Here is a 23,871-nt window from a genome sequence, read left to right on the forward strand (position 1 = left end):
TTGTGTTATATTGACTTGGTATTGTCAAAGTTATTATTTATACTTATACCAAATTTAGATATATTAAGGATAAAAGATGTTTATAGAGTTTGCTCTTGAAAGTAAAGTGCTTAAATTTGGTGAGTTTACCCTAAAATCAGGACGTATAAGCCCATATTTTTTTAATGCTGGTTTATTTAACTCTGGTAACCAGCTTGCAACACTGGCAGATTACTATGCTCAGTTAATCATTAAAAGTGATATCAAATACAATATTTTATTTGGTCCAGCATACAAGGGGATACCTTTAGTTGCAGCAATTTCAACTGTTTTAGCTCTAAAATACAATATTGATATGCCGTATGCTTTTGATCGTAAAGAAGCAAAAGATCATGGTGAAGGAGGTATTTTTGTCGGTGCTAATATGACAAACAAAAAAGTGTTACTTATCGATGATGTAATGACAGCAGGCACTGCTTTTTATGAATCCTATCACAAACTAAAAAGTATTAATGCTGAAATAGCTGGTGTTGTATTAGCTATTGATCGTCAAGAGAAAGCCACAGATTGTGATATTTCAGCAACAAAAAAAATCTCTCAAGATTTTAATATCCCAGTTTCAGCTGTGACAAACTTTGCAAGTATTTTTGAGTATGTCAAAGAAAACCTTGATGAAACAATGATTAATAAATTTAAACAATACCGTCAAAAATATGGCTCATAATAAAGATATTTATCTGATTTCTGATTTACACTTAAATGCTAATCATGCTGAGATGGCAAAGCTTTTTAAAAAGTTTCTAGATAATATTACATCACAGCAGAATCAACTTTTTATCTTAGGTGATTTTTTTGACTACTGGATTGGAGATAATCATCGAGATGACTTCTATCACAAGATCACAGCATGGTTAAAACTAGCTTCTGATAAAGGTTTAGAAATTTTTTTCATGTATGGTAATCGCGATTTTTTAATAGGAAGCAAATTTGCTAAACAAAGTGGCGTTACACTAATTAAAGATCCCTTTTATTTAAATATTGCTGATAAAAAAATAGTTTTCTCACATGGCGATCTATTTTGTACCGATGATAAAAGCTATCAAATTTATAGAAAATGGATCGCCTACAATCCTATTTTAAGGTTTATTTTTAAAAGATTACCGCTATTTATAAGAGAATATACTGCAAAAAATGTCCGTAAAGCTAGTTATGTAAAAAATCGCAAGCACCCAAATGTAGATGTCACCTCTAAAGGGGTAGAAAAATATCGTAAAGGTTGTGATATTGTTGTTCATGGCCATACGCATAAAATGGCAATACACATTGCAGATGATTATATTAGATATGTACTTGGTGATTGGTTCAAAGACGGTAATTATATAAAAATTTCAAAAGATGGCGAAATTATGCAGGTTACTACATTAAGATAATTTTCTAGTAGCTTATAACTCAAATGCTTCTGAATAAACCTCACAAAGTTCATCCATAGATTTATTTATTGTTAGTTTATGTTGCTGTTTATCTAGGAGCTTTTGTAATGCTGATGTAGGTGGCACTTGTATATCTAATATCGGCTCGATAACACCTTCAAATTTAGCAGGATGTGCAGTTGCTACGATTATATAATCTTTATTAGCATCAAACTGACTTTTTGCTACAAAGCCAGTCGCAGTATGTGGACATACAATTTCATTATATTGGCGATAAATTTGCTTTATCTCTTCTATAATTTCAAAATCAGAGACACAAACTGCTTTGACACTGTTTTTGAAATTTTCATAATTTCCTAATAAATATAAAAGTCTTTCAAAATTACTAGGGTTACCAACATCCATAGCATTCGCTAGTGTTTCGACACTGGCTTTAGGATTAAACTTACCAGTCTCAAGATAGTCAACAACAGTATCATTAGCATTTAAGCTCATTGATATTTCATCAATTGGAAAGCCCATTTGTTTAGCCCAGAAAGCAGCGGTAATATTACCAATATTACCAGATGGAACTATATAATTTGCTTTTTTACCAGTTTGTAAATAATACTGCCACGATGTATAAGCATAATAAGTAGATTGCGGTAATAATCTACCAATATTTATACTATTTGATGTATTTAGTTTTGTTCTCTCTGTCCACCATAGAGTCTTAAAAGCCTCTTTAACCAAAGCTTGACAATTATCAAAAACACCTTCAACCTCAACAGCTTGGATATTATCACCCCAACAAGTTATCTGTTTTTCTTGCCTTTTAGAAATCTTACCCTTAGGGAACATCACAATAACACGAATATTACTCTTGCCATGAAAAGCAGCCGCTACTGCAGATCCAGTATCACCAGAAGTTGCAACTAAAATAGTAAATGGCTTATCGCTATTTATAGAGCTTAAACAGTTTGCTAAAAATCTTGCACCAAAATCTTTAAAAGACAAAGTTGGACCATGAAAAAGTTCTAAAACTGCTGTGTTTTTATTTAAGCGTTTAACTGGCACATCAAAAGTAAAAGCATTTTTACAGATCTTATCTAAAGAGCCTTCTAGCTCATCGCCTTTGAAAAACTCTCTCAAAGCACTTGCAGCAAACTCAGGATAGCTCATATCTTTAACAAAACTCTGCCAATTAACTGTAGGGAACCTCTCTGGTACAAACAATCCTCCATCAGGTGCTAATCCTGATTGCATTGCCTCGCTTAATGAAAATTTGATATTTTTATCTCTAGTACTAATAAAATTCATACTTTACCTTTATCATTTTTTATCTAATATATATGCGCCTTTGTCACTCATAGCACTTATCCAACTATCTGATTTTAAGTTAAATTCTTTAAACTTATCTTGCATTGCTTTAGCAATTTCAATAGCATTATACTCTTTTTTTACCAACGCAAACATTGTTGGACCAGATCCTGATATCCCACATGCTATTGCTCCAGCAGAGTAGGCAGCTTTTTGTACATCATAAAATCCTGTTATTAACTTAGATCTTCTTGGTTCAATTAAAACATCTTTTAAACTCTGACCTAATAAATCAATATCACCAGTGTATAACGCACTTATCACAGTTGCCAAATACGCACTATGCTCAACAATTGTAGGTAAATCATAAGGATCTTTCAAAAGCTCGCGTGCTTTTTTAGTCTCAATCGAAAGATCAGGACAAACAATAACTACATTACAGTCAACTATTGGCAAGTCTATTTTTTTACATGGTTTTGAGCTTTGTAACAATACTAGTCCCCCAAACATAGATGGCACAGCATTATCACCATGGAATGATCCTGATATTAGATTCTCGCCATAGATAGCATAATCAATCAAGTCATCGTAGCTATACGGCTTCTCAAAAAAAGCATTCATTGCAACCAATGCAGCTACTGATGAGGCAGCTGACCCCCCCATACCAGAACCAAGAGTAATGCCTTTTTGTATATAAACATCAAAACCAATGCTGATATTTTTGTCATTAAGAAATTTTTTAATAACTGCTGTAGCAACGTTTTTATCACTATCAAAAGGTAATTTATCTGCTCCTGTAGCACCAGTTATGTGCTTGATAACTAACTCTGTGTCATCTCTTTTGATAAGCTCTATAGTATCACCTACTCCATCTACAGCAAAACCAAGCAAATCATAACCAACAGCAAAATTTGCACTAGTAGCTGGAGCAAATGCTTTAGCTGATTTTATATTATTAAATTTCATAAGCTTTACTTTTCTTTGATTACTGTTATAACATCTGCATAAACACCAGCAGCTGTGACTTCAACTCCAGCACCAGCACCCTGGATAACCATTGGTTGGATATATCTATCGGTATTTATCATCACAATATTATCTGTACCTTTAACATTAGCAAAAGGACTAGACTCATCATAAGCTTGAATACCAACACTAGCAGAGCCATTCTGTATAGCTCCAACATAATGCACTCCTGCTAAGTTTTGTTTTTTGTCAGCTATCTGTCGCATAATTTGCTGATTAAATGCTGGAAGTTTTGCAAAAAACTCTTCAACACTACATTCTCTTAGCTCTTTTGGAACTAAGTTTTCGATAACTAAATCTTTTAGACCTATATTTAGGCCTATTTCTCTGGCTAGTATCACTGTTTTTCTCGCGACATCCATACCTGATAAATCTTGTCTTGGATCTGGTTCTGTATAACCAGCATCATACGCCATTTTAACCGCATCAGAGAAAATCACACCGTTGTTTAACTGTGTAAACAAATAGCTTAATGTTCCTGAGAAAATTCCCTTAATAGTTTTAACATAATCACCACTTTGGACCATATTTTGTAATGTAACTATAAGAGGAAGACCAGCACAAACATTTGTCTCATATAAAAATCTAGTGCCATTTAACTCAGCAACTTTTCTTAATTCTTGATAAAACTCATAATTACCTGAATTTGCATACTTATTAGGTGTAACTACACTTATGCCTTTTTGTAAGAAACAAATATAGCTTTTTGAAACATCTTCACTAGCTGTTGCATCGATAACAATTTTCTTTGTAGCAGAAGCATGCGACATAAACTCCGCTAACCTTTCTAAATTTACTTGCTCGGTGTTCTCTTCAAGTAAATTATCAACATTTTCAAATAATAGATTTTCATAAGATACACGCATCTTCTTTGAGTTAGTAGCACCAACTAATACAAGGTTTATACCCTTTGCATACCATTTTTCATAAGTTTGCTTGACCTGTTTGATAAAAGCTTTGCCAATATTACCTGCACCAATTACCGCAATCGCAATATCATCACTTACAGTGTTATAATGACGGTGCATTGCTTGGACTCCGCGAGCCTCATCTTCTGCCTTTACTGCAAACGTCACACTTCTCTCCGATGATCCTTGAGCAATAGCATGAATATTTATATTAGCTAACTTAAGCGAATTGACTAATTTTGCTAGTGAACCAGTCTTAGATTTCATACCCTCACCAACAGCAGTAATTAGAGAATAATGCTTATGAACAATTATTTCCTCTATAAGGTTGTTTTTTATCTCATTTGCAAACTCTTGTCTTAGTGCCTCTGTTGCCTTATCAGCATCTATACTATCTATAGCAAAACATATCGAGTACTCAGAACTAGCTTGAGATATCATCATCACCGAAACATTGGCTTTTTCTAATGCTCCGAACACTTTAAATGATATACCTGACACGCCAATCATCCCAGCACCTTGGACTCGAACAATAGCAACATCTGGGATACTTGTTAAACCTTTGATAATTCCTTGGTTCTCATCTTTATCAGCACTAATTTTAGTACCAACCTCATCAGGTGTATAACTACTTTTTATATATATTGGTGTCCTATCTAACGCCATAGGTGCTATTGTAAGTGGATGTACCACAGATGCACCAAAATAAGCTAACTCTAAAGCCTCTTTGTATGTTAGCTGAATTAATGGCTTTGCCTCTGGCACAACTTGCGGATTAGCACTATAAACGCCAGCAACATCAGTCCATATATATAATTTATCTGCTTGTAATAATTTAGCAAAAATAGCCGCCGAATAATCACTACAATTCAAACCAAGGATAGTTCTTTTACCATATTTATTCTGCGCGATAAATCCAGTTATAATATAAACCTCTGCTGGATTATCACTTTTGATAATTTCTAACTTTTCTAGACTTTGTTGCCAATCAACTGTTACAGGATAGCTACGATCATTGACAATCAAACACTCTGATGCATCTATAAAAGCTGCCTTTTTACCTCTAGACTTTAAATAAGCTGTAAGGATCCTAGTCGACCAAATTTCACCAAAGCCTAAGATAAAAAATCTTAAACTATCGGCACAAAAACCAGTAATAGTAATAGTACTTAGAATATGTTTGATATTAGCCAAATCTGTAACAATTAAAGCTCTTAAAGTTTCATCATTTGGAAGTAATTGCTTAATGATCTCATTATGATGCTCATAAATCTGCTCCAAAGTTTCACTATAATCTTGGGCTACTGCAGCCTGATCTATAGTTTTTTGTAGATTTCTCGTAGTTTTTGCTGATGCTGAGACTACTACGGCTTCATCTTTACAATTTATAATATTGGAGACATTTTTTATCTTTTCTGCCGTAGCAAGACTACTACCACCAAACTTATGCACTATCATACTTTACACTCTTATGTTGAACAAATATCAAATTAGTTACTTTTGTATTATACTTTAACAGTAAATTTTATCACTAATAATTATGAGGGTTTTATGCTTAAAGTAGGTTTTATTGGTTGGCGCGGAATGGTTGGCTCAGTTTTAATGTCTAGAATGATTGAATCAAAAGATTTTGATGATATTTCACCAACATTTTTTTCGACATCTCAAGTAGGGCAACAGCCAACTGGTTTTATGCAACAATATGGCACGTTACAAGATGCCTATAGTGTCGACCAACTTAGTAAAATGGATATACTTCTAAGTTGTCAAGGTGGTGAATATACTAAAGAAATACATCCAAAACTTAGAGCAGCTGGCTGGAAGGGTTTTTGGATAGATGCTGCATCTACTTTACGTTTAGACAAAGAAAGCATATTGGTTTTAGACCCATTAAATCACGATAAAATAGTTAAAGCTATTAATGAGGATAAAAAAGATTTTATCGGTAGCAACTGTACTGTTAGCTTAATGTCGCTGGCTATAGCTGGACTATTTAAAGGAGATCTTGTTGAATGGGTTAACTCTAGTACCTACCAAGCAATCTCAGGAGCTGGTGCTGCAGCAATGCAAGAACTACTTCAACAAACAGCTCTTTTAAGCAACGCTGATAATGTAAATGAAGATATTCTAGTTAGAGAAAAAACTCTCAGAGAATTATCAAAAGACTCATCAAAAATTCCTCAACAAAAAACAGCACAAACTTTAGCTTATAATCTACTACCGTGGATAGATGTTGCTATGCCAAATGGGCAAACAAAAGAAGAGTATAAAGCAGCTACTGAACTTAACAAAATCCTTGATACTAAAAAAATTATCTCTGTTGATGGTGTATGTGCCAGAGTACCTAGCTTAAGATCACACTCCCAAGCTCTGACTATTAAACTTAGACAAAAACTAACTATTGATGAAATCAAGCAAAAAATCTCTCAAGGTAATGAGTGGATTAAAGTTATAGATAATAACAAAGAAGATACTCTCAAGTATCTAACGCCTCAAGCTACTTCAGGAACTCTTGATATTGCTATAGGGCGTATCAAACCATCGTTATTAGCTGATGATATATTTCACTGCTTCACAGTAGGTGATCAGTTACTGTGGGGAGCTGCTGAACCGCTGAGACGAGCTTTAAATATTATTAAAGATAGAGTTTAATTCCAAAATAGAATCTTATCTATTTTCTTTGCTTAACAAAAGCCACAACCTCTTCCATCTTAAAGCTTCTAGCTCCTTTGACAGTTAGCTTAGTATTTTGTGATTTATATTCGTCTAATACTCTAGCTAAATCATTATTAAGTTTATCTTTGGAGTCATAGTACTTAGCATTTTGGTTTGGATATTCTGCTAAAACACAATCTATTAGCTTTTGCTCGCCAAATAAAAATATCTTATCTAAATTTGCCTTTTTAAGCCATTGACCCATCTTTCTATGATAATTTTCAGCCTCCTCACCTAGCTCACGCATTGAACTAATAGCTAAAATCTTCTTACCGTCAAATTCTGCTAAATCTTCGATAGCAGCTTCAACAGCAGCCGCACTAGCGTTATAAGTATCATCAACCAAAATTAGCTTATCTGTAAGCTGCTCACTTGAGAATCTACCTTTATAGTTTTTAATATTTTGTGTGTTGATTAAAAAATCTTGAGGCTGTATACCTGCAGCAATTACACTAGCTATAGCTAAGACACTATTAAATAAATTATGCTTGCCAATATTTGGTAATTGATAATCATATTCTTTATCAAAAATTTTAATCTTAACAACATAGCTTTTTGATGTCACTTGATAGTCTAAAACTAAAATATCAGCTTTTGGATTACTCATCGAGCAGGTAATCTTTTTACACTCAAGTTGCTTAGCATAGATTGGAATTCTTTCATCATCAAGATTTACGATACAGCAACCATTCTTAGGTAGTGCTTTTAAAAGCTCACCTTTTTCAGTCATAATATCATCAAGAGTTTTAAGGTTCTCAAGGTGGCACGCTCCTACATTTGTAATCATCGCTATATTTGGCTGGATAATATCAGCTGCTGCTTTTATCTCACCACCAACATTTGTACCAGCCTCAATCACCGCAAAACCCACGTCATGTGGGGTTTCTAGTATTGTCATTGGCACACCAAGATAATTGTTTAGATTGCCTTGAGTAAAATGAACTTCCCTTGCACCAAGCAAAGTTACAATCATTTCCTTAACAGAAGTTTTACCACAACTACCAGTTAGAGATATTATTGGCATAGTTAATGATTTACGGTACTCTTTTGCTAATGCTCGTAAGCCTTTTATAGTATTTTGACAAACTATTTGTGGAATATCTAAATCTTGCTTTTTTGAAACCAAAACTGCTTTAACGCCATTAGCAATAGCACTTGGAATAAACTCATGTCCATCACGATTAGCAACAATGGCAACAAATAAACAATCTTGTCTTATTTCATTTGAATTGATAGCTACAGTTTGTATTGATACATCTTCACCCAAGTATTCTAAACCTGCTTGGATTGCTAATTGTTTTAGTGATTTGATCATGAATGAAAGCTCAAATGGTTTAATTAGATATATTCTAAGATAATCAATGACTAAAGGCTAGTTATTATAGATTTCTCCCATCTATTTTCCATTGTTTAAAACTTTTATTTTTTCAATATTACCTATAGTATTAATTCTAAAACAAAACTAATAAGTTATATTAAGAATTATTACTTGGGCAATTATAAACAGAACCTGTTACGGTATAGTTTGTTTGTTGGTAACTAGAATTATAATCGCCATCAAATCCACTTCCTCCACCAGTATCTCCAGCCTGGCTAGAAATTAACTGAATATAATTACCTCCCATTTCAGCTGCTTCATTTCTTACTTTGTTATATGCACCTTCCTGCAAATTATTATTAGATGTAAATGCACCAGTAAAGAAGTTACCTTGTGTGGCCGTAATGGTATTAATAAATTTACAATCTTTCGCAGGAGCAGCTCTAGATATTTCTACCTTACTAGCTACAGGATTTAATTGAACAGATGAACAACTAGCTAATAAAATCATAACAATTGATACGGTCAACTCTTTTTTATTAATCATTCCTATAATCTCAATGTAAAAGTTAAATTATATTTCTTTATTTACTATATTCAAAGAATAATCCGGCATAATTTTTTATGATTTCTCTTTCATCAAAATACTCTTTAACACCATTTTTATCAAGGTAGCACTCATGACCTTTACCAGCTAAAAGGATAATGTCACCCTGACTTGTATTTTCTATACAATATCTGATAGCCTTTTCACGAGAAGTAATAAAAGTATGTTTCTCAGGATTGCTAAACCCTTTTTTAATACCACTAAAAATATTTTCAATATTTTCAAAGCGATTATTATCCTCTGTGACTATTACTTTATCAGCATATTTCTCAGCTATTTGTGCCATTTTAGGTCTTTTGGTTGCATCTCTATCCCCACCACAGCCAAATATACACCACAAATTAGATTTTGAATATCGTTTTAAAGTTTGTAATGCCTTTTCTAAAGCATCAGGAGTATGTGCATAATCGATTATAATCTTAGCATTATTAGCTAACTCAATGATTTCCATACGTCCCTTTACTGGTTTAATTGAAGCTATATTTGCTAAAAGTTGTTCTCTAGCAATATAACCATCTAATGCAGCTAGACTTAGACCTAAGTTCATTAGGTTAAACTCACCTACTAAAGATGTTTGATAAGTACCTATAAGTTTCTGAAAAATATACAAATCAAAACTTGTTTGCATATTATGGATATTTTTGACATTTATATAGACATCAGCATTTGTTGATTTTAGGCTAACGGTTATAATATCAATAGATTCCGTGGTTGGAGCCACCATACCCCGCCTGCCAGCACCCCTCTCAACAGGGGAATGGAATGACGGTTTTTTGATATTTTCACAAAGTTTTTGGCCATACTCATCATCTATATTTATTACAGCTTTTTTTAGACTACTAAATTGAAACAGTTTTGCCTTAACCTCAAAGTAGTTCTCCATAGTTTTATGATAATCAAGATGATCATGACTAAGATTACTAAATACTGCAATATCAAAATCTAAACCGGCAACACGTTTTTGATCTAATGAATGTGAAGAAACTTCCATGACAAGATTTTGATAGTTTTTATAATATGAAATAGTTTGATACAAAGATAATATATCTAATGTCGTATGGGTACTCTCTTGTAGATCTGGATAAATCCCATTGCCATTTGTACCAAGTAATAGAGACTTCTGCCCTAGCATTTTTTGCAATTGTGCAATATAACTAGAGATCGATGTTTTACCATTTGTACCTGTTATACCAATTATATTTTGTGGTTTTTTATAATCATAAAACCATTTTGCAAGAGTAGGTAATTTATCTTTTAAATCTTTTATACATATAATTGTTGCCATTCCGGACTCCGATCCGGAATCTAGTTTGTATAAAGTATACTCCTTATTGTGAGATCCTGCACTTCGACTGAGCTCAGTGACCGGCTCAGGATTATAGCTAGATAAGTAGTTTAAACTTAAATTATCACTTAAAACAAGCTTTACGCCTTTAGCCAAAACATTATCAATATATTTATTTCCATCAGTAGTTTGACCTTTTAGCGCTATAAATGCCGATTTATCATCACATTTACGACTATCTAAAAATAGAGATTCAATTTGAAAATCTTCTCCAACTAGAATTGTGGAACCAAGAAACTTTAATATTTGATTTTTATATTTCATAGAGCTCCCATATAAGAAAGTCATGCTGAACACTGAATCTAGTTCAGCACATGTTTATTTTAGCATCTCACGATAGGCACTTTAAATTGAGATCCTGAAACGAGTTCAGGATTGTAAGTTAAATTCTTAGTATAATGTGTTTACCAAGGAGTTAAATCAAGACTATTTTAATAGTTTTGATTATAACCCAAGCGACCGGTTCAGGATAGATTTAAACAATCGTTGTCATCAAGGTACTTGGGTTATCTCCTTAATACGTTTGTATAGTTGCTTGGTTTTAACGACCGCTTACAATCGCAAATATTTGTAAACATACTAAGGAGATATTTAAAATGTATCATAATTTCATCGGTATTGATATATCAAAGAATGATTTTGTAGTAGCAATTCATGGTAAGAAAAAGACTTTTAAATACCTTAATAACTTAACTGGCTTTGATGAACTTTTATCAGATCATCCTATACTCAAGGATAAATCTTTTGTAGTTGTTGAAACTACCGGAGGCTATGAAAAAGCTTTACTTGAATATTTAATAACTAAAAATATAGTTGTTCACAGAGCTAATACTAGAATAGTTAAACATTTTATTCGCTCTACAGGTCAATTAGGTAAATCAGATAATATTGATGCTTTTGGACTAGCTAAGTATGGGTATGAAAGACACCGTGACCTAGAATTTTATCAACCTAATGATGATAAAATGCAAAAGCTTATAAAATATATTCTTAGAAAACAAGATATTAAAAAACAGTTAACAGCTGAAAAAAATAGATATCAAGCACCAGACCAAAAATATACAAAAGATTCTCACCAAAGAATGATAGAGTTCTATAAACAAGAAATTATGATTATAGAAAGCCTTATAAATGAGTTAGTCGATGATTGCCAATACTTAGCAAAAGCTAGAGATCTATTAGTTAAAGAGGTTACTGGTCTAGGAAATGCTACAGCCACATCTTTACTTGCTTTGATGCCTGAGTTAGGAAACTTAAACCGTAAACAAGTGGCTTCTTTAGCAGGAGTAGCTCCATATCCGTATGAAAGTGGCAAGAAAGTTGGCTATAGAAAGACTTACGGCGGTAGAGCTGATTTAAAACCTATATTATTTATGTCAGCATTAACTGCTGCTAGAAGTAAAGGTAAACTTGGAATATTTTATAGAGACCTTGTTGAAAAGGGTAAAAAGAAGATGGTAGCCCTTGTAGCTGTTATGAGAAAAATTATAGTCATTGCTAATGCTAAAATTAGAGATCTAAAAAGAGATTTGAAGATTTTATAAATAAATTAGCAACATAGTTGATGACAGTTGAAGTTTTCAGCTACACTACTTTTTAAAAGCTGGAAAACCCAATTTTTCCCTAGCGCTGTAATATTCTTTAGCTACTTCTAGAGCTAATTTTCTAACTCTTAGAATATAGCCTTGTCTTTCTGTAACAGATATCGCATGACGAGCATCTAATAAGTTAAATGTATGCGATGCTTTTAATACAAACTCATAAGCAGGTATAGGTAGATTTTTCTCAACCAAGCGATAACCTTCTTTCTCTAATAAATCAAACTGCTTAAATAGCTCATCGACATTTGCCTCTTCAAAGTTATAAGTCGACATCTCAACTTCATTTTGCAAAAATACATCACGATAATATAAAGGACCATTTTGCGTATTAGCCCATAAGATATCATACATACTATCAACATTTTGGATATACATTGCTAGTCGCTCAAGACCATAAGTAATCTCACCCATCACTGGCTTACACTCAAGTCCGCCTACTTGCTGAAAGTAAGTAAACTGGGTAATCTCCATACCATTTGACCATACTTCCCAACCAAGACCCCAAGCACCTAATGTTGGTGATTCCCAGTTGTCTTCTACAAAACGAATATCGTTCTCTAATGTATCAATACCAAGCTCTCTAAGTGAACCAAGATATAACTCTTGAATATCATCTGGTGATGGTTTCATTACAACTTGATATTGATAATAGTGTTGCGTACGATTTGGATTCTCACCATAGCGACCATCTGTAGGTCTTCTTGAAGGTTGCACATATGCAGCTGTCCAAGGCTCTGGACCTATTGCTCTTAATGTAGTTGCTGGATGAAATGTCCCAGCACCTACTTCCATATCCAATGGTTGAATAATCGCACAACCTTTTGATGCCCAATAATGATGTAGTTTTAAAATAATTTCTTGAAATGTAAGCATACTAATTGAAATCTTCACATAATTATAATTTTGTAAAAGATTTTATCATATTTAGATATCAATAAGTATCTTATAAAAGTATCAAAATATTAGCAACGCTTAGACTTAAGTATCTGCAGTGATAACCAACCTGTCTTAAATTTTAATGATGAAAAATCAACCAATTTCCATTGCCAATTAGGCCAACCCACTGTACCTGGGGTATTTAGTCTAGCCCCACTACCTAACTCTAAAATATCTTGCACAGGCAAGATTATATATTCAGCTTCACAGTTAAGCAAATATTTAATAATTTTTCTAAATATATTTCTATCATTTGCTTTTAAATACCGCTTTAATAACTTTCTTTGGTATCTATTTAACTCATCAAAATACCAGCCTTTTAAGGTGTTATTATCATGAGTACCTGAGTAAGCAATGATATTAGCATCATCAATAAATCTAGCTGTTTTAAGATCAAAATGAAATGGAAATACTTTCATGCCCTTTAAGTTATAGTGATCACGTAGCTCAAACACTTCTGGGCGTAAATCACCCAAATCTTCAGCGATAATATTAGCATTAGGAATACGCTTATATACTGTGTCAAAGAAATCATAACCAGGAGCCTCAACCCACTCACCATTTATAGCAGTTTTTTCACCTGCTGGGATTCTCCAATAAGTATCAAAAGCTCTAAAATGATCAATCCTAACAATATCAAACAGTTTAAAATTACCCTTTAAACGCTCAATCCAAAAGTCAAAATTTGTTTGTTGTAGCTTATCCCAATCATATAAAGGGTTACCCCATAGCTGACCAGTTTCAGAGAAAAAGTCTGGAGGAACACCAGCCACAAAAGTTGGATTTTGATTTTCATCTAATAAAAACACTTCCTGATGCTCCCACACATCAGCAGAGTCAAAACCTAGATAAATAGGTAAGTCACCGATGATTTGAATATTATTTTTATTAACATAATCTTTTAGCTCAAACCACTGCTTATAGAAGATAAATTGTAAAAATATTTGGTAAGCTATATCTTCTTGAAATTGATCAAGCTCTATAGTTTTTTCTTTAAGCCATTTTTTATAAGCTTGTGGCCATAAGTTCCAAGCTTGGTTATCGTTAGCCTCTCTAAAAGCTTTAAAGATAGCATAATTTTTAACCCAGCCATTTTGAGCTATAAATTTCTGATAATCAGATTTAAGCTCTGTATTTTGAGATTTATTAAAATTTTCAAAAGCTTGCTGTAGCAGCTGGCTTTTATAGTCTCTAACAATATCATATTTAACCACATCTGTATTGCTATTAAAATCTTTGAGACTAACCGTGTCTAACAACTCAATTTCAACTAGTTTATCAATAGCTATATATATCTCATCACCAGCAAAAGATGAGCTAGACTGGTATGGCGAGTTACCATAACCCAATGGTGTAAGTGGTAATACTTGCCAAATTTTAATATTTGCTTGTTTTAAAATGTCAACAAACTCATAAGCAGTTTTACCCAAATCACCAATGCCAAACTGACTAGGCAAACTTGAAATAGCTAATAACAGTCCTGTCTTTTTCACAAAAGCTCCAATATAAATTGTCATATCAACTATGTTACTAATTTTTTAAGTCCCTCCTCTATTTTATAGGAGGTTAGGTGGAGTATATAAAAACTCTCTCCCTACCTCTCTCTTAACAAGAGAGAGGCATCTTTACTACCGCCAATAACATAGTTGATTGTAAGTTATATCTTCCAAATATATTTATTATACTGTCCAATAGTTCTATCAGAACTAAAGAAGCCTGACTTAGCAGTATTTACTAAACTCATTCTTAACCAATCTTCGCGATTTTCATAATCTCTAAGCATTTTGTCTTTGACCTTAATGTACTCAACCAAGTCAATTAAAGTCATAAACCAATCTTTGTTTATAAGCTCATTAAATAATCTAGTTAATTTATCTTTATCACCAATAGCTAGCATTGTTGGTGAAGTTATAAAATCTACAGCATTTTTAATAACTGGATTATTATAGTACTCAATAGCCTTATAACCACTAGTTTTATATAAATCAATAATAGTGTTACTATCTTTACCAAAAGTATAAATATTTGCACTTCCTACCAAATCAGCAATCTCAACGTTAGCACCATCCATAGTACCAAGTGTAATAGCACCATTTAGCATGAATTTCATATTACCAGTGCCACTAGCCTCTTTTGATGCTAATGAGATTTGCTCAGAGATATCAGCCGCAGGAATTAACTTTTCAGCAATACTAACATTATAATTTTCTACAAATAAAACTCGTATATACTGATTAACATCAGCATCGTTATTTATAAGCTCCTGTAAACATAAAATAAGATGGATAACATCTTTTGCTATTATATAGGCAGGTGCTGCTTTTCCGCCAAAGATAAAATTGACTGGACGCTTAGGTTTTGGATATAGTCCTGATTTAATCTCAAGGTATTTATGAATGATATACAAAGCATTCATTTGTTGGCGTTTATATTCATGAATACGCTTTATTTGTACATCAAATATACCATTTTCTAAAAGGTCAACCCCCGAATAATAGCTAGCAAACTCAATAAACTGTGCTTTTTTAGTTTTCTTAATTTCATCAAGTTTAGCTAAGACATTTTTATCATTATGATACGCTAATAGTTTCTCGAGCTGTTTAGAATCTTGTACAAAGCTATCACCAATCAAACTTTTCAAATAACTAGTTAATTCTGGGTTAGCTTGTAATAACCAGCGTCTGAAAGTAATACCATTAGTTTTGTTATTAAACTTATTAGGATATATCTCATTAAAATGTTTTAACTCAGCTTTTTTAAGAATATCTGTATGCAATGCTGCAACACCATTGACACTAAAGCTATAATGAATACAAATATGCGCCATATGCACACAGTCATTAGCATCGATGATAGCTAACTCTGGCTGTTTATATTGTTGTTTTACTTTTTTGTCTAAATACTTGATAATATCTACCATTTCTTTAGATAAAACTTTCTCTAAATATCTCAAAGGCCACTTCTCTAAAGCCTCTGCTAAAATTGTATGATTAGTATAAGCCGCTGTTTTACTTACAAGCTCTATTACTTTATCAATATCAATACCATTAGCAACCAATTGACGAATTAGCTCAGGGATGACTAGAGTCGGATGCGTATCATTAATCTGAACGACCGCATGCTCTGGTAAGTTTGCTAATGAATAGCCTTTGTTAGTTATATCAGAGAAAATCAAACTCACCGCATTACTAACCATAAAATACTGTTGAAAAATCCTCAAAAGATGGCCAGCCTCATCACTATCATCCGGATATAAGAATAATGTCAGATTCTTCTCAACAGCTGTTTTATCAAAAGTAATATTATCTTCAATGACACTTGCATCAACACTAGTGATATCGAATAAACATAGCTTATTGACAAAATTGTTTTGATAGCCAACAATATCAATCTCATATAACTGTGACTCAACACTAAAGTCATTAAAATCAACTTTATAGCTAGTATCTTTTTTATTTAGCCAACCTAATTTCTCAATCCATGGATTTGGTTTTTCATTTTGACAATGATTTTTAAACTTCTGTTTAAATAAACCGTAATGATAATTCAAGCTAATACCTGTACCAGGGATCCCTAGTGATGCTATAGAGTCTAAGAAACATGCGGCTAGTCTACCTAGACCACCATTACCAAGTGATGGCTCTGGCTCGAATTCCTCAATCTGTACGATATCTTTACCATTTTCTTTTAGTATTTGGCAGATTTCATTATATACACCTAGATTTATCAGATTACTAATCAGCATTTTACCTATTAGGAATTCGCTAGAGATGTAGTAAATTTTCTTTTTATAGTCTTGCTCTGGAAGTTTTGCAGTCTGATCTTTAGCATAAGTTAGTAAAGCATAATACAAATCCTGATCATTTGCTTGACTAACAGTACAATCTAGTATTTTTTCAAGGTATAATTTAATTTGATTTTTTTCATTCATGTTAATAAAACCTTTAATAAGAAATTTTTTCAGTTAAAAATATTGGGGATATAATGTCATTAAAACATTCTCTATACAAGATGTATAAGATTTTTTTAATTGCTTTCTTTGATTAATTGCTTATAAATATCGAATATTTTTTTGGCAGTAGGCTCCCAGCTAACTTTTTGCTGCATGGCTGTTTTTCTAACTTTTCTCCAATATGCCTTACGATCATATAGAGCAAAAGCTCTACGAACAGCAAATATAAAACTATCAACATCAAACTTATCAAACACAAAGCCAGTTGCCGTTTTATCCGCTAAGTTTTCTAAGGATGAATCTACAACAGTATCAGCAAGACCTCCGACCTTGTGCACTAATGGTAAAGTTCCATAAGTTAAGCCATACAGTTGTGTTAAACCACATGGTTCAAAGCGTGATGGTACCAATATCACATCTGAACCAGCAACTATACGGTGGGCCTGTTCTTCATCATAGCCAATTTGCACAGCAACCGACTCTGGATAGTTTTTTGCAGCTAATTCAAAAGCCTCTTCTAATACTCTATCACCACTACCCAAAAGCACTATTTGGCCACCACGATTTAATATCTCCGATAAGCCTGTAATTACAAGATTTAAACCCTTCTGCTCTGTAAGACGACTTACTACTCCAAATAAAGGTGCTTCATTCTGTACCTTTAAGCCGACCATTTTTTGCAGGGCCGTTTTACATTCTAGTTTTTGCGCCGCTACTGTAGTAATGGTGTAATTAGCTTCTATAAAGGGATCTATTTTGGGGTTCCATACCTTTGGATCAACCCCATTTAGTACTCCATACAAATCATGCTTACGTTTTGATAATAAGCCATCAAGTCCACAACCCTGCTCTTGCCCTTGAATTTCTTTAGCATATGTTGGGCTAACTGTAGTGATCTTATCAGCAAAGTATAATCCCGCTTTCATAAAGGAAACTTGACCATAAAACTCTAAGCCATTTATGCTTAAGAAATGTGCTGGTAAATCCAGTTCTGAAAAAACACTTAGTGGGAAAAGACCTTGATAAGCAAGGTTATGTATCGTAAATACAGTTTTAACAGTTTTTATTCCCGTAGCTAACTCAGTTGCCTTTATATATGCAGGTACTAACCCAGCATGCCAATCATGGCTGTGCACTATATCTGGTCTCCACTGATGATCTAACCCTTCAGCAACTCTTGCCGCAACCCAAGCTAACAAAGCAAATCTCAAGTAATTATCTGCATAAGCTTGATTTTTATTATCTGCATAAGGGTTACCAGGACGATTATATAGACTAGGAGCATCAATTACATATATATCAAGCTTTGAGTCAGGGATCTTAGCTAAAAAAATAGCTATTTCATCACTGCTAAATCGTCCTGGAAGCTTAAGCAAAAGCTCTTTATTCTCAACAGCATTGATAAATGCTGGAAAACCAGGAACTAAAATTCTACTATCAACACCGAACTTAGATAATGCTGGAGGTAAAGCTGCTGTGACATCTGCTAAACCGCCTGTTTTTAGTAGTGGGTATAGCTCACTACATACATGTAAAACTCGCATAGTCTCTTAATTACCCTAATTTACTTGTTTAATTTATCAATCATTTGTTTAGTAACTAATACCACCCCTTTGTCAGTTCTAAAGAAATTTTTAGCATCCTCTTTAGGATCCACGCCAATAATCGTACCATCAGGAATATCACAACCTCTATCTACTATGACTTTTTGCAAGCGACAATTCTCACCAACGACAACATCAGGCATAATCACACACTGATCTATAACACAGTTAGATGAGATTCTAACATTTGAAAACATCAGAGACTTTGATATCTCTGAACCTAAAACAATACAACCACTAGCAGCTAAAGTATTGGTAATAACACCATGCTTACCTTTTCTATCAGGAACAAATTTAGCTGGTGGTAACTGTTCTTGTGCTGTCCAAACTGGCCAATCTTTATCATAGATATTTAGCTCAGGCATATTTGCTGCTAAATCAAGGTTAGCCTCCCAAAACGCATCAATAGTGCCAACATCTCGCCAATATGGCTCAACATCTTTGCCTCTTGGCACACAAGACATACTAAATGGATGAGCCAAAGCTTGGTTCTCCTTAACTATCCTTGGAATTATATCTTTACCAAAATCATGGCTTGATGTCTTATTTGCAATATCTTCCTCAAGCAAGCCATATAGGTAGTCCGAGTTAAATATATAGATACCCATACTAGCTAGACATCTGTTAGGATCTCCTGGTATAGTAGGTGCATCTTTTTGTGGTTTTTCTATAAAGCTAGTTATTTTACGCTCTTTATCAATGCCCATTATACCAAAGGCAAAAGCTTCCTCTTTGTCAATTTCAACACATCCTACAGTACACTTATGACCACTTTTAACATGATCTCTTAGCATAACTGAATAATCCATCTTGTATATATGATCACCGGCAAGAACTATCACATATTCAGGGCCATATGAGCGTAAAATATCGATATTCTGGTAAACAGCATCTGCTGTACCTCTGTACCAGTGCTCCTCATCAATCCTTTGCTGTGCCGGTAAGAGATCTATAAATTCATTTAGTTCTCCACGTAAAAAACTCCAACCACGTTGTAAATGGCGTAATAATGAATGTGACTTATACTGAGTTACTACCCCTATTCTACGAATACCAGAGTTCAAACAATTTGAAAGAGCAAAATCTATAATTCTAAATTTGCCTCCGAAGTAAACTGCTGGTTTTGCTCGGGTATCTGTTAAATTATATAAGCGTGACCCACGTCCACCAGCTAAAACTAAAGCCATAGCTTTTTTGTAGAGTTGATGTGTCGAATTAGGATTATCCATTTTATTAACTCCTTAAAAGGTAATTTTATAATCAAGTTACTACTGTTGGCTCTTTCATTCCGGTAAGTAATTTTACTTTTATTAAATCCTCTGCAATTTCAATTAAATCAGCTAAAGCTTGTTGTGTTGGAATATCAAATTTTTTGCTATCTGACTCATATTTTTCTAGATATATACGTAAAGTTGCTCCTTGGGTACCTGTACCTGAAAGTCTAAATACGATGCGAGAACCATCTTCAAAGATAACTCTAATTCCTTGATTGTTTGAAATAGAATTATCTATAGGGTCTTTATAAATAAAGTCATCTGATTTTTCTATAAAAAACTTATTATATGTGATTTGGTTTAATTGCGATAATTTCGCCCTTAATGTTGTAATTATTTGGTTTGCAACTTCACTATCAATAGCTTCATAATCATGTCTTGAATAGAAATTACGTCCAAACTTCTGCCAATGTTCAATAACTAGTTCATCAACACTTTTATTTGTTGCAGCAACTAAATTAAGCCAAAAAAGTACTGCCCAGATTCCATCTTTTTCTCTAATATGGTCAGAGCCTGTACCGTAGCTTTCTTCACCACATAAAGTAATTTTTCCAGCATCAAGTAAATTACCAAAAAATTTCCAGCCAGTAGGAGTTTCAAAACATGGTACTTTTAAAAATTTAGCTACTCTATCTACTGCAGTTGAGGTTGGCATAGATCTTGCTACACCTTTAATACCTTGACTATATCCTGGAATTAAATGGATATTAGCTGCCATTATTGCTAAGCTATCTGATGGTGCCACATCTATCTTTTTACCCACAATCATATTCCTATCAGCATCTCCATCGGATGCAGCACCAAAGTCACTAGCGTCATCGCTTCTCATGTGCTTAATTAAATCAGCAGCATTTACAGGGTTTGGATCTGGATGATGTCCTCCAAAATCCTCTAGTGGTTCTGCATTTACTACAGTCCCAGCTGGTGCATTTAAAACATTTTCAAAAATATATTTTGCATAAGGACCTGATACAGCGCTCATCGCATCAAAACGCATTTTAAAACCTTGTGCAAATAATTTACGAATCTTGTCAAAATCAAAAATTTGTTGCATCAATTCTGAGTAATCTACTACAGAATCTATGACTTGTATTTCAGTATCTTCTATTTTATAAATACCCAACTTATCTAAGTTAATTGATGACTTACCAGCAACACTTATATAATATTTATCAATTTTTTGCGTCTCAAAATAAATCTTTTCTGTTATGGCTTCTGGAGCTGGCCCTCCATTTGAAATATTATATTTTATACCGAAATCTCCATCTAAACCTCCTGGATTATGACTTGCTGATAAAATAATCCCGCCAAAAGCCTTATATTTACGTATTATGCAACTTGCCGCTGGAGTTGAAAGAATACCGCCCTGTCCCACTATAATCTTAGAAAATTTGTTTGCAGCCGCCATACGAATAATAGTCTGTATAGCAACCTTGTTATAATATCTTCCATCTCCACCTACTACTAAAGTTTGTCCTGAGATATTCTCTAAAGAATTAAAGATTGATTGAACAAAATTCTCCAGATAACCAGGCTGTTGAAATGATGTTACTTTATTACGTAGACCAGATGTTCCAGGTTTTTGGTTGAGAAAAGGTTTTGTTGATATTACTTGAATTGTCATATCCTAAATTTACCTTAATAAATATTGATTAACTAAAAACTGATAACTAAACAGTTAGTTATATTATTGATTTAATCATAATCTATACAAAAATAAAACAGCAAAGGTTATTAAAAACTAGTATTTTCAGCGACTTTAGGAAAATAAAATTCACTTTACACAATCAATAAGGTGGTTAGATTTATTCAATAATCTTTTAACTTTAGAATATAGGTTAGATGTAGTTGTTAATTACTAGTTAGTATACAATGTTAACTAATGCTTATGAAACTTACTCATTACCTGCATAAAGAAGTAAGGATTTTACTATTAGGAGATTTTATGGATAACAAAGGCTTGTCACCAGAATCTAACTCATTTATAAGTGAATTAGATAAATATTACTTCCATGAAGGTAAACATATATATGCTTATAATTTTATGGGAGCTCATAAAGCTTATGAAAATGGTCTTAATGGTATAAGATTTACCACTTGGGCTCCTAATGCCAAAAGTATCTGTATTATTGGTGACTTTAGTCACTGGGAAATTCAAGATAGCAACTACATGGGTGCTATTAGTGAAGTAGGATTGTGGAGTGTTTTTATCGCAAATGCAAAAAACGGTGATAAATATAAGTTTGTAGTAACTAACAAAGATACTAATCACTATGTTTACAAAAGTGATCCTTATGCTTTTTTCTCCGAATTAAGGCCAAATACAGCTTCTATAGTAAATACTGACACTGAATATACTTGGCATGATGATAAATGGCTAGAAAAGCGTGCTAAAACTAAATACTATGATAATCCTATGAATGTTTATGAGCTACATTTAGCTTCGTGGAAAACTAAAAATGGTGAATTCATGACATACGATGAGCTAAGTGAAACTCTACCTCAATACATCAAAAACATGGGCTATACTCATGTTGAATTTATGCCGTTACACGAACACCCATTAGATGCTTCATGGGGCTATCAGCCAACAGGATTTTATTCTGTAAATAGTCGTCATGGCGATATAATTGGCTTAAAGCGTCTAGTAGATAAGCTACATAATGATGATATAGGCGTAATTTTAGATTGGGTTCCAGGACACTTCTGTAAAGATCAACATGGTTTGATATACTTTGATGGTAGTCCATGCTACGAATATCAAGAGCCTACAAAAGCAATCAACAAAGGTTGGGGAACGCATAATTTCGACTTAGGCAGAAATGAAGTAAAATGTTTTTTGATTTCAAATGCGATGTATTGGATTAATGAGTTTCATATAGATGGATTGCGTGTTGATGCAGTGTCTAATATTCTTTATCTTAATTATGATAGAGAAGATGGTCAGTGGATACCCAATATTTATGGCGGTCATGAAAATCTTGAAGGTATAGCTTTTCTTAAGGAACTAAACGGGGTTCTAAAACACACTTGCAAAGGTGTTGTTACTATTGCTGAAGAATCTTCTTCTTGGCCAGATATCACAACTCCTGCTGAGCAAGGTGGTTTAGGATTTGACTTTAAGTGGAATATGGGTTGGATGAATGATACGTTAAGATATATTTCGCTAGATCCCGTTTACCGCAAATATCATCACAACTTGATAACTTTTTCTATGGTATATCATTATTCAGAAAAATTTATTCTCTCGATCTCGCATGATGAGGTAGTTCATGGCAAGAAATCTTTAATCAATAAAATGTGGGGAGACTTGTGGAATAAATATGCTGGGCTACGCTTATATATGTCATACATGATTGGGCACCCTGGTAAAAAGCTTATCTTCATGGGTAGTGAGTTTGGTCAGTTTGTTGAATGGCGTGAATATGAGCAACTTCAGTGGCAAGTAGTCGATGAATATGATACTCACAAACAAACTCTTCACTTTTTCAAAAAGTTAAATGACTTTTATCGTAGTGAAGCTGCACTATGGCAGTGTGATTATGATCACCATGGTTTCAGATGGATAGATGCCGATAATTCGCAGCAAAGTATCCTATCTTTTATCAGAAGTAGTAAAGATGATAAACAAAAGCTGATTTTTATTTGTAATTTTACCCCAGTGTTATACTATGACTATCATTTAGGAGTTCCAGATGCTGGATCATACAAAGAGGTATTTAACTCTGATAATTTTGAATTCGGTGGCTCAGGACAAGTTATGACTACAGAGATTTTCACATCACCACAGCTATCACATGGTTTTAAGCAGAGAATTACAATCAAAATCCCGCCTATGGCAACACTCGTACTCAAACTTATCAAATAACTAATTTTT

17 protein-coding genes are annotated in these 23,871 nt (G+C 33.5%); 5 read left to right on the forward strand and 12 right to left on the reverse strand.

What is annotated here, in order from left to right; translation table 11 throughout:
* The first annotated feature begins 76 nt into the window (after positions 1 to 76).
* The gene (pyrE, locus tag CGC45_RS06420) at positions 77 to 703 is read left to right on the forward strand and encodes an orotate phosphoribosyltransferase (RefSeq protein WP_071629501.1); all 627 of its coding nucleotides are present in this window, start codon (positions 77 to 79) and stop codon (positions 701 to 703) included.
* Positions 693 to 1,409 (forward strand): UDP-2,3-diacylglucosamine diphosphatase, encoded by a 717-nt coding sequence (locus tag CGC45_RS06425; protein ID WP_071629502.1) that lies wholly within the window; start codon positions 693 to 695, stop codon positions 1,407 to 1,409. The genes pyrE and CGC45_RS06425 overlap by 11 nt, the downstream gene beginning before the upstream one ends.
* Before the next feature lie 12 nt (positions 1,410 to 1,421).
* Here the strand turns inward: CGC45_RS06425 and thrC are convergent, their stop codons facing one another.
* The 3 genes from thrC to thrA are packed head-to-tail and all read right to left on the reverse strand — an operon-like array spanning position 1,422 to position 6,100.
* Entirely contained in the window at positions 1,422 to 2,708 is a 1,287-nt protein-coding gene (gene thrC / locus CGC45_RS06430; protein ID WP_071629503.1) for a threonine synthase, read from the reverse strand.
* Positions 2,709 to 2,720: 12 nt separating this feature from the next.
* On the reverse strand, positions 2,721 to 3,674 hold the full coding sequence (locus tag CGC45_RS06435) for a homoserine kinase (RefSeq protein WP_071629504.1): 954 nt from the start codon (positions 3,672 to 3,674) through the stop codon (positions 2,721 to 2,723).
* Positions 3,675 to 3,679: 5 nt separating this feature from the next.
* Complete coding sequence (thrA, locus tag CGC45_RS06440; RefSeq protein WP_071629505.1) at positions 3,680 to 6,100, reverse strand: bifunctional aspartate kinase/homoserine dehydrogenase I; 2,421 nt, start codon at positions 6,098 to 6,100, stop codon at positions 3,680 to 3,682.
* A 93-nt stretch (positions 6,101 to 6,193) separates the two neighbouring features.
* Here thrA and asd point away from each other — a divergent pair, with 93 nt between their 5' ends.
* Positions 6,194 to 7,294, forward strand: coding sequence for an aspartate-semialdehyde dehydrogenase (asd, locus tag CGC45_RS06445; protein ID WP_071629506.1), 1,101 nt, complete (start codon positions 6,194 to 6,196; stop codon positions 7,292 to 7,294).
* A 19-nt stretch (positions 7,295 to 7,313) separates the two neighbouring features.
* Here asd and CGC45_RS06450 read toward each other — a convergent pair whose 3' ends face one another.
* From CGC45_RS06450 to CGC45_RS06460, 3 genes are all read right to left on the reverse strand, one after another.
* Positions 7,314 to 8,672 carry a UDP-N-acetylmuramoyl-tripeptide--D-alanyl-D-alanine ligase gene (locus CGC45_RS06450; protein ID WP_071629507.1) on the reverse strand — a complete coding sequence of 453 codons (1,359 nt, stop codon included), beginning with the start codon at positions 8,670 to 8,672 and terminating at the stop codon, positions 7,314 to 7,316.
* Between the two features lie 160 nt (positions 8,673 to 8,832).
* Positions 8,833 to 9,228 carry a DUF4156 domain-containing protein gene (locus CGC45_RS06455; RefSeq protein WP_306669152.1) on the reverse strand — a complete coding sequence of 132 codons (396 nt, stop codon included), beginning with the start codon at positions 9,226 to 9,228 and terminating at the stop codon, positions 8,833 to 8,835.
* A gap of 31 nt (positions 9,229 to 9,259) precedes the next feature.
* Positions 9,260 to 10,915, reverse strand: coding sequence for a UDP-N-acetylmuramoyl-L-alanyl-D-glutamate--2,6-diaminopimelate ligase (locus CGC45_RS06460; RefSeq protein WP_371664999.1), 1,656 nt, complete (start codon positions 10,913 to 10,915; stop codon positions 9,260 to 9,262).
* 308 nt (positions 10,916 to 11,223) lie between these two features.
* On the opposite strand from CGC45_RS06460, the gene CGC45_RS06465 reads away from it, so the two are divergent.
* Positions 11,224 to 12,171 (forward strand): IS110 family RNA-guided transposase, encoded by a 948-nt coding sequence (locus tag CGC45_RS06465; protein WP_114702063.1) that lies wholly within the window; start codon positions 11,224 to 11,226, stop codon positions 12,169 to 12,171.
* Positions 12,172 to 12,216: 45 nt separating this feature from the next.
* On the opposite strand, the gene glyQ is transcribed toward CGC45_RS06465, so the two are convergent.
* The 6 genes from glyQ to CGC45_RS06495 form a co-directional block, all read right to left on the reverse strand.
* On the reverse strand, positions 12,217 to 13,101 hold the full coding sequence (gene glyQ / locus CGC45_RS06470) for a glycine--tRNA ligase subunit alpha (RefSeq protein WP_071629511.1): 885 nt from the start codon (positions 13,099 to 13,101) through the stop codon (positions 12,217 to 12,219).
* 89 nt (positions 13,102 to 13,190) lie between these two features.
* A complete protein-coding gene (gene malQ / locus CGC45_RS06475) occupies positions 13,191 to 14,657 on the reverse strand; it encodes a 4-alpha-glucanotransferase (protein ID WP_071629979.1) in 1,467 nt (488 codons plus the stop codon).
* Between the two features lie 164 nt (positions 14,658 to 14,821).
* Positions 14,822 to 17,095, reverse strand: coding sequence for a glycogen/starch/alpha-glucan phosphorylase (locus tag CGC45_RS06480; RefSeq protein WP_071629512.1), 2,274 nt, complete (start codon positions 17,093 to 17,095; stop codon positions 14,822 to 14,824).
* Positions 17,096 to 17,190: 95 nt separating this feature from the next.
* Entirely contained in the window at positions 17,191 to 18,660 is a 1,470-nt protein-coding gene (gene glgA, locus CGC45_RS06485) for a glycogen synthase GlgA (RefSeq protein WP_114702105.1), read from the reverse strand.
* 20 nt (positions 18,661 to 18,680) lie between these two features.
* Positions 18,681 to 19,949 (reverse strand): glucose-1-phosphate adenylyltransferase, encoded by a 1,269-nt coding sequence (gene glgC, locus CGC45_RS06490; protein WP_071629514.1) that lies wholly within the window; start codon positions 19,947 to 19,949, stop codon positions 18,681 to 18,683.
* 31 nt (positions 19,950 to 19,980) lie between these two features.
* Entirely contained in the window at positions 19,981 to 21,618 is a 1,638-nt protein-coding gene (locus CGC45_RS06495; protein ID WP_071629515.1) for an alpha-D-glucose phosphate-specific phosphoglucomutase, read from the reverse strand.
* A gap of 321 nt (positions 21,619 to 21,939) precedes the next feature.
* On the opposite strand from CGC45_RS06495, the gene glgB reads away from it, so the two are divergent.
* Positions 21,940 to 23,862: a 1,4-alpha-glucan branching protein GlgB gene (glgB, locus tag CGC45_RS06500; RefSeq protein WP_114702106.1), complete on the forward strand. Its 1,923-nt coding sequence runs from the start codon at positions 21,940 to 21,942 to the stop codon at positions 23,860 to 23,862.
* Positions 23,863 to 23,871 lie beyond the last annotated feature (9 nt).

It is taken from the genome of Francisella opportunistica (assembly GCF_003347135.1).
Classification (GTDB): domain Bacteria; phylum Pseudomonadota; class Gammaproteobacteria; order Francisellales; family Francisellaceae; genus Francisella; species Francisella opportunistica.

Excerpts from the sequence above, each read along its gene's own strand:
- CGC45_RS06465 (WP_114702063.1), top strand. The coding sequence starts at position 11,224 with ATGTATCATAATTTCATCGGTATTGATATATCAAAGAATGATTTTGTA.
- CGC45_RS06460 (WP_371664999.1), bottom strand. The coding sequence starts at position 10,915 with ATGACTTTCTTATATGGGAGCTCTATGAAATATAAAAATCAAATATTA.
- glyQ (WP_071629511.1), bottom strand. The coding sequence starts at position 13,101 with ATGCTTACATTTCAAGAAATTATTTTAAAACTACATCATTATTGGGCA.
- CGC45_RS06425 (WP_071629502.1), top strand. The coding sequence starts at position 693 with ATGGCTCATAATAAAGATATTTATCTGATTTCTGATTTACACTTAAAT.
- glgA (WP_114702105.1), bottom strand. The coding sequence starts at position 18,660 with ATGCGAGTTTTACATGTATGTAGTGAGCTATACCCACTACTAAAAACA.
- CGC45_RS06450 (WP_071629507.1), bottom strand. The coding sequence starts at position 8,672 with ATGATCAAATCACTAAAACAATTAGCAATCCAAGCAGGTTTAGAATAC.
- glgB (WP_114702106.1), top strand. The coding sequence starts at position 21,940 with ATGGATAACAAAGGCTTGTCACCAGAATCTAACTCATTTATAAGTGAA.
- CGC45_RS06495 (WP_071629515.1), bottom strand. The coding sequence starts at position 21,618 with ATGACAATTCAAGTAATATCAACAAAACCTTTTCTCAACCAAAAACCT.
- asd (WP_071629506.1), top strand. The coding sequence starts at position 6,194 with ATGCTTAAAGTAGGTTTTATTGGTTGGCGCGGAATGGTTGGCTCAGTT.
- thrA (WP_071629505.1), bottom strand. The coding sequence starts at position 6,100 with ATGATAGTGCATAAGTTTGGTGGTAGTAGTCTTGCTACGGCAGAAAAG.
- glgC (WP_071629514.1), bottom strand. The coding sequence starts at position 19,949 with ATGGATAATCCTAATTCGACACATCAACTCTACAAAAAAGCTATGGCT.
- thrC (WP_071629503.1), bottom strand. The coding sequence starts at position 2,708 with ATGAATTTTATTAGTACTAGAGATAAAAATATCAAATTTTCATTAAGC.
- CGC45_RS06480 (WP_071629512.1), bottom strand. The coding sequence starts at position 17,095 with ATGAATGAAAAAAATCAAATTAAATTATACCTTGAAAAAATACTAGAT.
- CGC45_RS06435 (WP_071629504.1), bottom strand. The coding sequence starts at position 3,674 with ATGAAATTTAATAATATAAAATCAGCTAAAGCATTTGCTCCAGCTACT.
- pyrE (WP_071629501.1), top strand. The coding sequence starts at position 77 with ATGTTTATAGAGTTTGCTCTTGAAAGTAAAGTGCTTAAATTTGGTGAG.